This window comes from Streptomyces sp. CBMA156 (assembly GCF_014596515.1).
Taxonomy (GTDB): domain Bacteria; phylum Actinomycetota; class Actinomycetes; order Streptomycetales; family Streptomycetaceae; genus Kitasatospora.
On the sequence record NZ_MSJQ01000390.1, the window covers coordinates 1 to 9,018 of the forward strand.

7 protein-coding genes, 1 rRNA gene and 1 pseudogene are annotated in these 9,018 nt (G+C 71.3%); 2 read left to right on the forward strand and 7 right to left on the reverse strand.

Annotated features, from left to right (window positions below; genetic code table 11):
• Together BU198_RS34780 and BU198_RS34785 are read right to left on the reverse strand one after the other, a co-directional pair.
• A pseudogene (locus tag BU198_RS34780) lies at nt 1-309 on the reverse strand (hypothetical protein); the annotation flags it as partial.
• Nucleotides 306-2,381 carry an APC family permease gene (locus BU198_RS34785; RefSeq protein ID WP_223245356.1) on the reverse strand — a complete coding sequence of 692 codons (2,076 nt, stop codon included), beginning with the start codon at nt 2,379-2,381 and terminating at the stop codon, nt 306-308. The pseudogene BU198_RS34780 and the gene BU198_RS34785, both read right to left, overlap by 4 nt.
• Nucleotides 2,382-2,629: 248 nt before the next feature.
• On the opposite strand from BU198_RS34785, the gene BU198_RS34790 reads away from it, so the two are divergent.
• Both BU198_RS34790 and BU198_RS34795 read left to right on the forward strand, forming a co-directional pair.
• On the forward strand, nt 2,630-3,298 hold the full coding sequence (locus tag BU198_RS34790) for a potassium channel family protein (RefSeq protein ID WP_188300847.1): 669 nt from the start codon (nt 2,630-2,632) through the stop codon (nt 3,296-3,298).
• On the forward strand, nt 3,298-3,969 hold the full coding sequence (locus BU198_RS34795) for a potassium channel family protein (protein ID WP_188300848.1): 672 nt from the start codon (nt 3,298-3,300) through the stop codon (nt 3,967-3,969). The genes BU198_RS34790 and BU198_RS34795 overlap by 1 nt, the downstream gene beginning before the upstream one ends.
• A gap of 71 nt (nt 3,970-4,040) precedes the next feature.
• On the opposite strand, the gene BU198_RS34800 is transcribed toward BU198_RS34795, so the two are convergent.
• The 5 genes from BU198_RS34800 to rrf form a co-directional block, all read right to left on the reverse strand.
• The gene (locus BU198_RS34800; RefSeq protein ID WP_317620460.1) at nt 4,041-4,766 is read right to left on the reverse strand and encodes a DUF3159 domain-containing protein; all 726 of its coding nucleotides are present in this window, start codon (nt 4,764-4,766) and stop codon (nt 4,041-4,043) included.
• Nucleotides 4,767-4,768: 2 nt separating this feature from the next.
• Nucleotides 4,769-5,176, reverse strand: coding sequence for an OB-fold nucleic acid binding domain-containing protein (locus BU198_RS34805; RefSeq protein ID WP_188300850.1), 408 nt, complete (start codon nt 5,174-5,176; stop codon nt 4,769-4,771).
• A gap of 65 nt (nt 5,177-5,241) precedes the next feature.
• Nucleotides 5,242-5,922 carry a response regulator gene (locus BU198_RS34810; protein WP_188300851.1) on the reverse strand — a complete coding sequence of 227 codons (681 nt, stop codon included), beginning with the start codon at nt 5,920-5,922 and terminating at the stop codon, nt 5,242-5,244.
• Between the two features lie 119 nt (nt 5,923-6,041).
• Entirely contained in the window at nt 6,042-8,633 is a 2,592-nt protein-coding gene (locus BU198_RS34815) for a sensor histidine kinase (RefSeq protein ID WP_188300852.1), read from the reverse strand.
• 261 nt (nt 8,634-8,894) lie between these two features.
• Nucleotides 8,895-9,011: ribosomal RNA gene (gene rrf, locus BU198_RS34820) — 5S ribosomal RNA — on the reverse strand.
• Between the last annotated feature and the right edge of the window lie 7 nt (nt 9,012-9,018).

A 9,018-nucleotide genomic window follows, 5' to 3' on the forward strand; every position in this document is an offset into this window, starting at 1 on the left:
GTCCTGGCCGGCGCCCTTGCCCCGGCCGGCGTCCTTGCCCGCAGCCTTGCCCGGGGCCTTGCCGGCAGCCTTTCCGGCGGCCTTGCCCGCGCCCTTGCCCTTCCCGGCCGGGGGCCCGGCGGGCTCCCGGTCCTCCCGCTCCCCCGGAACGATCGGCGCGGTGCGAGCGGTGAGGCCGTCGCGGTCGGTGGCCTCCGGACGGGCCGGCCGGCCCCAGCGCGGCCGGGAGACCTGCCCGGGCTGGGAGCCGCCCCGGCGGGCGCCCTTGCCGGAGGAGCCCGAGGAACGGGGCGGAGTGTTGCGGGTCACTGGGAGGAGTCCTTGCTGCGGTCGGGGGTGTCACCGGTGTTCCCACCGGTGAAGTCGGAATCCTTCGACTTTACGGCCTTCGGCGCCCGGGGCTCGCCACGCCGGACGGCACCCGGCGCCGACCAGGCCTTCTGCGGCTTGCGCCGCTCCGAGGACTCCAGCTGCCACGGCACCGAGGTGACCATCACCCCGGGCTTGAACAGCAGCCGCCCCTTGAGCCGCAGCGCGCTCTGGTTGTGCAGCAGGTGCTCGTACCAGTGGCCGACCACGTACTCCGGGATGTAGACCGAGACCACGTCCCGCGGGCTGCTGCGCCGCAGGTTCTTCACGTAGTCCAGGACCGGCCCGGTGATCTCGCGGTACGGCGAGTCCAGGACCTTGAGCGGCACCTCGATGCCGCGCTCGTCCCACTCCCGGCGCAGCGCCGCCGTGTCCTCCGGGTCGACGTTGACCGAGACCGCCTCCAGCGTGTGCGCCCGGGCCAGCCGGGCGTAGGCCAGCGCGCGCAGCGCCGGCTTGTGCAGCTTGGAGACCAGGACGATGGCGTGCACCCGGGTGGGCAGCACCACGTCGTCCGGCGCCTCGGCGGCGATGAGCTCCGCGGAGACCCGGTCGTAGTGGCGCCGGATGCCCTTCATCATCACGAACAGCACGGCCATCGCGGCGATCGCGATCCAGGCGTGGCTGATCTTGGTGACCAGGACGACGATCAGCACGGCCATCGTCATCACCAGGCCGAAGGCGTTGATCGCCCGGCTGCGCTGCATGTGGCGGCGCTTGGCCGGGTCGGTCTCGGTGCGCAGCAGCCGGGTCCAGTGCCGGATCATGCCGGACTGGCTCATGTTGAAGGCGACGAAGACGCCGACGATGTAGAGCTGGATCAGCCGGTTCGGGTCGGCGTTGAAGGCGAGGATCAGCAGGATCGCGGCGATCGCCAGCAGGATGATGCCGTTGGAGAAGGCCAGCCGGTCGCCGCGGGTGTGCAGCTGGCGCGGCAGGTAGCGGTCCTGGGCGAGGATCGAGCCGAGCACCGGGAAGCCGTTGAAGGCGGTGTTGGCGGCGAGCACCAGGATCAGACCGGTGACGGCCGCGACGAAGTAGAAGCCGGGCGTGAAGTTGTTGAACACGGCCTCGCTGATCTGCGCCAGCGCGGTCTTCTGGTGGTAGTCCGGCGAGGTGCCGACCAGCTGCTCGGTCGGGTTCTCGGCCATCTGGACACCGGTCAGCCTGGCCAGCCAGATGATGCCCATGAACATCACGACGGCGATGCTCGCCATCATCAGCAGCGTGGTGGCGGCGTTCTTGCTCTTCGGCTTGCGGAAGGCCGGCACGCCGTTGGAGATCGCCTCCACACCGGTGAGCGCGGCACAGCCGGAGGAGAAGGACCTCAGCAGCAGGAAGACCAGCGCGAAGCCGGCCAGCGAGTCGTTGCCCGGAGTCGCGGCGAGGTGGAACCCGGAGCTCTCGGCGGGCATGTCCTGGCCGAGCGCGAAGTGCCGGAAGACCCCGTAGCCGACCATCCCGATCACGCCGACCATGAAGGCGTAGGTGGGCACGGCGAAGGCGCTTCCGGACTCGCGCACGCCGCGCAGGTTCATCCCCATCAGCACCACGACCACGACCACCGACAGGACCGGTTCGTGGCCGCGCAGCGCGGGCACCGCGGAGACGACGTTGGCGACGCCCGAGGTGGTGGACACAGCCACGGTGAGCACGTAGTCCACCATCAGCGCGCTGGCGACCACCAGGCCGGCGGCCGGCCCGTGGTTGACGGTCGCGACCTCGTAGTCGCCGCCACCGCTGGGGTAGGCGTGCACGTTCTGCCGGTACGAGGCCACCACGGCGAGCATCACGACCGCCACGACGAGGCCGATCTGCCAGGAGAAGTGGATCGCCGAGGCGCCCGCGATGGAGAGGGTGAGCAGGATCTCCTCGGGGGCGTACGCGACCGAGGAGAGCGCGTCCGAGGCGAACACGGGCAGCGCGATCCGCTTGGGCAGCAGCGTCTCGCCCAGCTTGTCGCTGCGTAGGGCGCGCCCGATCAGGATGCGTTTCGGAAGGTCAGTCGGCATAGGCACGTTAAGGAATCGTAGGGGCTTCCCGGTCGGGGCTCCGCCGTTTGTCCCCCCCTTCGTCGCGACTGCGTTCGGTGGACCGGCTAGCGTGTCGGATACGAGTCGGCGGGCAACACTCTGGTTGTCGAGCGTTGCCGGGTCGGCGCCCCCACGAGGACCCTCGTCCCGGACGACCGGGCGGGAAACGGAGATGAACGGTGTTTGCGCAGGTCAAGACCCCTTCAGGACGGGTGAGGTAAGCGCCGGTGCACATCGTCATCATGGGCTGCGGCCGCGTGGGCTCGGCCCTCGCCAGAGCTCTGGAGAAACAGGGCCACTCGGTGGCCGTGGTCGACCAGGACCCGACCGCTTTCCGTCGGCTGGGCGCCGGGTTCAACGGGCGCCGGGTGACCGGCGTCGGCTTCGACCAGGACACCCTGCGCGAGGCGGGCATCGAGGAGGCGGGCGCCTTCGCCGCGGTCTCCAGCGGTGACAACTCCAACATCATCGCCGCGCGGGTGGCCCGGGAGAACTTCGGCGTCGAGAACGTCGCCGCCCGGATCTACGACCCCCGTCGCGCCGAGGTGTACCAGCGCCTGGGCATCCCCACCGTGGCCACGGTCCGCTGGACCGCCGACCAGATGCTGCGCCGGCTGCTGCCGAGCGGCGCCGAGCCGCTGTGGCAGGACCCGAGCGGTGGCGTGCAGCTCGCCGAGGTCGCGTACGACCCGCGCTGGCTCGGCCACCGGATCAGCAAGCTGGAGGAGGCCTCCGGCGCCCGGGTGGCGTTCGTCACCCGGCTCGGCGAGGGGATGCTCCCCTCGCCGCAGATGGTGGTGCAGGAGGGCGACCTGGTGCACGTGATGCTGCGCCGGACCGACCTGACGGCGGTCGAGGCCGCGTTCGCGCAGGGACCGAAGGAGGAGGGTCACTGATGCGGGTCGCCATTGCCGGGGCCGGTGCCGTGGGCCGCTCGATCGCGGGCGAGCTGCTGGAGAACGGCCACGAGGTCCTGCTCATAGACAAGAACCCGAACTCCATCTCGGTGGAGCGGGTCCCGATGGCGGAGTGGCTGCTGGCCGACGCCTGCGAGATCACCTCGCTGGACGAGGCCGCGCTCCAGCGCTGCCACGTGGTGATCGCCGCGACCGGTGACGACAAGGTCAACCTGGTCGTCTCGCTGCTCGCCAAGACCGAGTACGCGGTGCCGCGGGTGGTCGCCCGGGTGAACAACCCCAAGAACGAGTGGCTCTTCAACGAGTCCTGGGGCGTGGACGTGGCCGTGTCCACCCCGCGTCTGATGTCCGCGCTGGTCGAGGAGGCCGTCAGCGTCGGCGACCTGGTCCGCCTGATGCGCTTCAGCCAGGGCAACGCCAACCTGGTCGAGCTGACCCTGGCCTCCGACACCGAACTGGTCGGCATCCGGGTCGGCGACGTCGCCTGGCCGCAGGACACCGCGCTGGTGACCATCATCCGCGAGGGCCGGGTGCTGGTGCCGGGCAAGGACGACACCCTGGAGGGCGGCGACGAGCTGCTCTTCGTCGCCGCGCAGGAGCGCGAGGAGGAGCTGGAGGAGCTGCTGTCGGCCACCTCGGGCGCCCAGTAGGACGGTTGACCACAGAAGGGCCCGTACCCCTCACCGGGGTACGGGCCCTTCTGCTGTTCCGCGGGGGCCGGCTACTTCGCCGGCTCCTTCTCGTCGTCCAGTTGCGCCTTGATCGGCGGCGGCGCCTTCAGCAGGATCTGCCAGGTGACGTACATCGCCAGCAGCAGCGGCGGGATGCCGAGGGCGACCTTCAGCCAGCCCAGCAGGTTGACGTTGTGGGTGAAGTACAGCGGGAAGAGGATCAACGGCTTGGCGCCCATGATCACCACCCAGGCCCAGGTCGCCTTGGTGTAGGCGGCCAGGCGGCCCGGGTTCTCCTTGCGCCAGGTGAACATCTCGCCGGTGATCGGGCCGAGCATCACCCCGATCATCGGCCAGCGCGCCAGGGCGGAGGTCGCCAGGGCGACGCAGTAGCCGACGTTCCAGAGCAGGCCGGGCAGGTAGAAGTCCTCGGCCTTGCCGCTCTTCATCGAGATCCAGGCGCCGAGGGCGACGCCGAACACCCCGCTGAAGGCGTGCTGGATGGTCTCCCGCCGCGCCAGCCGGGCCACCACGAGCAGGGCGCTCAGGCCGAGCGCGGCCCAGGCCGAGGTGCTGACCTGGTGGGTCAGGTTGTAGGTGACGATGAAGACCAGGCCTGGCAGCGTCATGTCGATCATGCCGCGGACGCCGCCGAAGGCCTGGAGCACCGTGTCGGCGGCCTCCTTGGAGGCGGCCCTGCGGGCGGCCTCCGCGTCGGCGGGGTCGACGGCGGGGTCGAGCTGGGCGGCGGCCTCGCCGCCGGGGTGGTTGCTCACGCTCATTCGCTCCCGTGTCCGACCGGACGCAGCTCGTAGCGGGGGTTGAACAGCACGCGGCGCCCGCGTGCGTGACCGATCCGGCCGCTGGCGACCAGCCGTCGACCGGGCTCTATCCCCGCGATCGAGCGACGACCGAGCCAGACCACGTCCAACGCCTCGGTGCCGTCGAAGAGTTCGGCCTCCAGCGCGGGCACCCCCGCCCTGGGGCGGAGCGTCACCGTGCGCAGCGTGCCCGCGACGGTGACCAGCTCGCGGTCCCCGCAGCCGGCGATCGGTGTGCAGCCGGACTCCGCGGCGCTCTCCTGACGCAGCTCCTCGGCGTCCAGCTCCTCGGCCGAAGAGGTCAGCCGGCTGAGCATGCGGCGGAACCGCCCCTGCGGCTGGCCGCTGCTGTTGTCACCACTCATGCCGGAAGGGTACCGGGTTCCGGCCCCCTGGCGGCAGGTCGTACGGCCGCCAGGGGCAGCGGCGGTCAGCTCTCGAAGCGGTATCCCATGCCCGGTTCGGTGATGAAGTGGCGCGGGTGCGAGGGGTCGTGCTCCAGCTTCCGGCGCAGCTGGGCGAGGTAGACCCGCAGGTAGTTGGTCTCGGTGCGGTAGGCCGGGCCCCACACCTCCTGGAGCAGCTGGGTCTGGCTGACCAGCCGCCCGGCGTTGCGGACCAGGACCTCCAGCAGGTGCCACTCCGTCGGAGTGAGGCGTACGTCGACGCCGTCCCGGTTGACTTTCTTGGCCGCCAGGTCGACGGTGAAGGACTCGGTCACGACCAGCGAGTCGGCCTCCCCGGCCACCGGCTCGGCCCGCCGCACCGCGGCCCGCATCCGGGCGAGCAGCTCGTCCATGCCGAACGGCTTGGTGACGTAGTCGTCGGCACCGGCGTCCAGCGCCTCGACCTTCTCGTCCGAGGCGTGCCGGGCCGACAGCACGATGATCGGCACCCGGGTCCAGCCGCGCAGGCCGCGGATCACCTCGACGCCGTCCATGTCGGGCAGGCCCAGGTCGAGGACGACCACGTCCGGATGGCGGGCCGCGGCCAGCTCCAGGGCACTCGCGCCGTCATGGGCCGCGTCCACCTCGTACTTGCGGGCCTTGAGGTTGATCACCAGCGCGCGGACGATCTGCGGTTCGTCGTCCACGACGAGGACCCGGGTCATTTACGGGCTCCGCCTTTCAGGGCTGTCTGACTTACGGACTGGGGGGGACTGCTCCACGGCGTTCGCCGCCGCGTGCGGCGCCGGAGGGGTGACGGGCCCGGCCGGTGAGCCGCCGGTTCTCAGGTGATCAGCTCCGCGAGCGGATCGCCACCCTCACCGCCCGGCTCCCCCGTGTCGGGCGGCCGTTCGACCACCGGCAGGCTGACGACCATGGTCAGGCCGCCGCCCGGAGTGTCCTCGGCGGTGACGGTACCGTCCATCGCCTCGACGAAACCGCGCGCCACCGCGAGTCCGAGGCCCACCCCGGCGCCGCGCGGCGCGTCTCCGTAGCGCTGGAACGGCGCGAAGATCTTCTCCTTGGCGTCCTCGGGGACGCCGGGACCGCGGTCCACGATCCGCAGCTCGACCCTGGACGGGACCCCCGGCTGCCGCAGCTCGTCGGCCTTGACCAGCACCCTGACGCCGTCCGGGCTGTACTTGACGGCGTTCTCGACCAGGTTGGCCAGTGAACGCTCCAGCAGCCCGCCGTCCGCCCGGACCATCGGCAGCGTCTCCGGCACCTCCAGCCGGACGGACTCCGGCGGCACCCCGCCGAGCGCGTAGGGCACCACCTCGTCCAGGTCGGTCTCCTGGATCAGCGGGGTGACGGTACCGGTCTGGAGACGGCTCATGTCGAGCAGGTTGTTGATCAGGTGGTCCAGCCGGTCGGCTCCGGCCTCGATGCCGGCCAGCAGTTCGGCCTCGTCCGCCGGGTCCCAGTCGACGTCGGCCGAACGCAGCGAGCTCACCGAGGCCTTGATCCCCGCCAGCGGGGTGCGCAGGTCGTGCGAGACCGCGGCCAGCAGGGCCGTCCGGATCCGGTTGCCCTCGGCCTCCCGGCGGGCCTCGGCGGCCTCCCGGGACAGCCGGCGGCGCTCCAGCACCACGGCGGCCTGCGCGGCGAACGCCCCGAGCAGACGGCGGTCCGCCCCGGGCAGCACCCGGCCGCGCAGCACCAGCGCCAGGCTCTCGCCGACCGGGACGTCCACGTCGGCCTCCTCCGGCCGCTGCGGCGGGCGCGGCCCGGCGCCGGCCACCGCCACCCAGGCGGAGAGCGGATCGGGCCGCTCCAGCAGCGCGGCGCTCTCCTGCCCGAAGGTCTCCCTGACCTGCTCCATCAGCGCGGTCAGCACCCCGTCGCCGTTCGGCGCGCCGCGCAGCACCGTGCCGGCCAGCGCGCTGAGCGTCTGCGCCTCGGTCTGGCTGCGGGCCGCCTGCTGGGTGCGCCGGGCCGCGAGGTCCACCACCGACGACACCGAGATGCCGACGATGGTGAATATCGCCACCGCCATGATGTTCTGCGGCTCGTTGATGGTGAAGGTGTGCAGCGGAGGGGTGAAGTAGAAGTTCAGCACCGAGGAGCCGACCAGCGCCGAGCCGATCGCCGGCAGCAGCCCGCCGACCAGCGCCGCGCACACCGTCAGCGACAGGAACAGCAGCATGTCGGTGGAGAGTCCCAGCCCGCCGATCGCGGTCAGCACGATCGCCATCAGCGGCGGGCCGACCAGCCCGATCAGCCAGCCGGCGACGGTCCTGGTGCGGCCGAGGTCGGTGATCCGGCGGACGGGTATCTTGCCGCGCCGGCCGTGCCCGGCGTGCTCGTGGGTGACCATGTGGATGTCGATGTCCCCGGCCTCCCGGGTCACCGTGGTGCCGACGCCCGGCCCGTACAGGTACTGCCAGGCGGGCCGCCGGCTGGTGCCCAGCACGATCTGGGTGGCGTTCACGCCCCGGGCGAAGTCCAGCAGCCCGGCGGCCGGGTCGTCGCCCAGCACTGCGTGGAAGGAGCCGCCGAGGCTCTCCACCAGTACGCGCTGCTCGATCAGCGTCTGCGGTGAGCCGGAGCCCACCAGCCCGTCCGAACGGGAGATGTGCACGGCGAGCAGCTCACCGCCGGAGACCCGGGCCGCGATCCTGGCCGCCCGGCGGATCAGCGTGGCCCCCTCGGGCCCGCCGGTCAGGCCCACCACGATCCGCTCCCTGGCCTGCCAGGTGCCCTCGATGCCCTGCTCTGCCCGGTACTTCTGGAGGTATTCGTCCACCCGGTCGGCGGTCCACAGCAACGCCAGCTCGCGCAGCGCGGTCAGGTTGCCTGGGCGGAAGTAGTTGGCGAGGGCGGCGTCGATCTTCTCCGGCGCGTACACGTTGCCGTGCGCCAGCCGTCGCCGCAGCGCCTGCGGGGACATGTCCACCAGCTCGATCTGGTCGGCCCGCCGGACCACCTCGTCCGGGACGGTCTCGCGCTGGCGCACCCCGGTGATGCCCTCGACGGCGTCGCCGAGCGACTCCAGGTGCTGCACGTTGACGGTAGAGATCACGTCGATCCCGGCCGCCAGCAGCTCCTCGACGTCCTGCCAGCGCTTGTCGTTGCGGCAGCCCGGGACATTGGTGTGCGCCAGCTCGTCGACCAGGACCACCTGCGGGCGGCGGGCGAGAACGGCGTCCAGGTCCATCTCGGAGAACCGGGCGCCCCGGTGCACCACCTGCTGCCGCAGCACCAGCTCCAGCCCGGCGACCATGTCCGAAGTCCGCCGGCGGCCGTGGTCCTCCACGAACGCCACCACGACGTCCGTGCCACGCTCCTGCCGCCGGTGCGCCTCGGCGAGCATGGCGTACGTCTTGCCGACCCCGGGGGCCGCCCCGAGGTAGATGCGCAGCCTGCCTCGTCCCATGAGCACCATTCTTGATCCGGCCCGGCCCGGGCAACACCCCGGACACCTGTTCCCATCACCTTCGAGACTACGGCGTGCAACCGGACTTTCCGCTGATCAGTGCGCCGATCAGACGGTTTTAGCGGCATATTGACGGTGGACCAGCCACTCGGCGGGGGTCGATCGGGAGGCACCCGGAGGTGTCGGACCGGCCCGAAAACGCCCCGGAAACGCAAAGAACCCCCATCCGGGATTCCCGGATGGGGGTTCTTCAGAAGAATTGTTCGGCGGCGTCCTACTCTCCCACAGGGTCCCCCCTGCAGTACCATCGGCGCTGTAAGGCTTAGCTTCCGGGTTCGGAATGTAACCGGGCGTTTCCCTCACGCTATGACCACCGAAACACTAT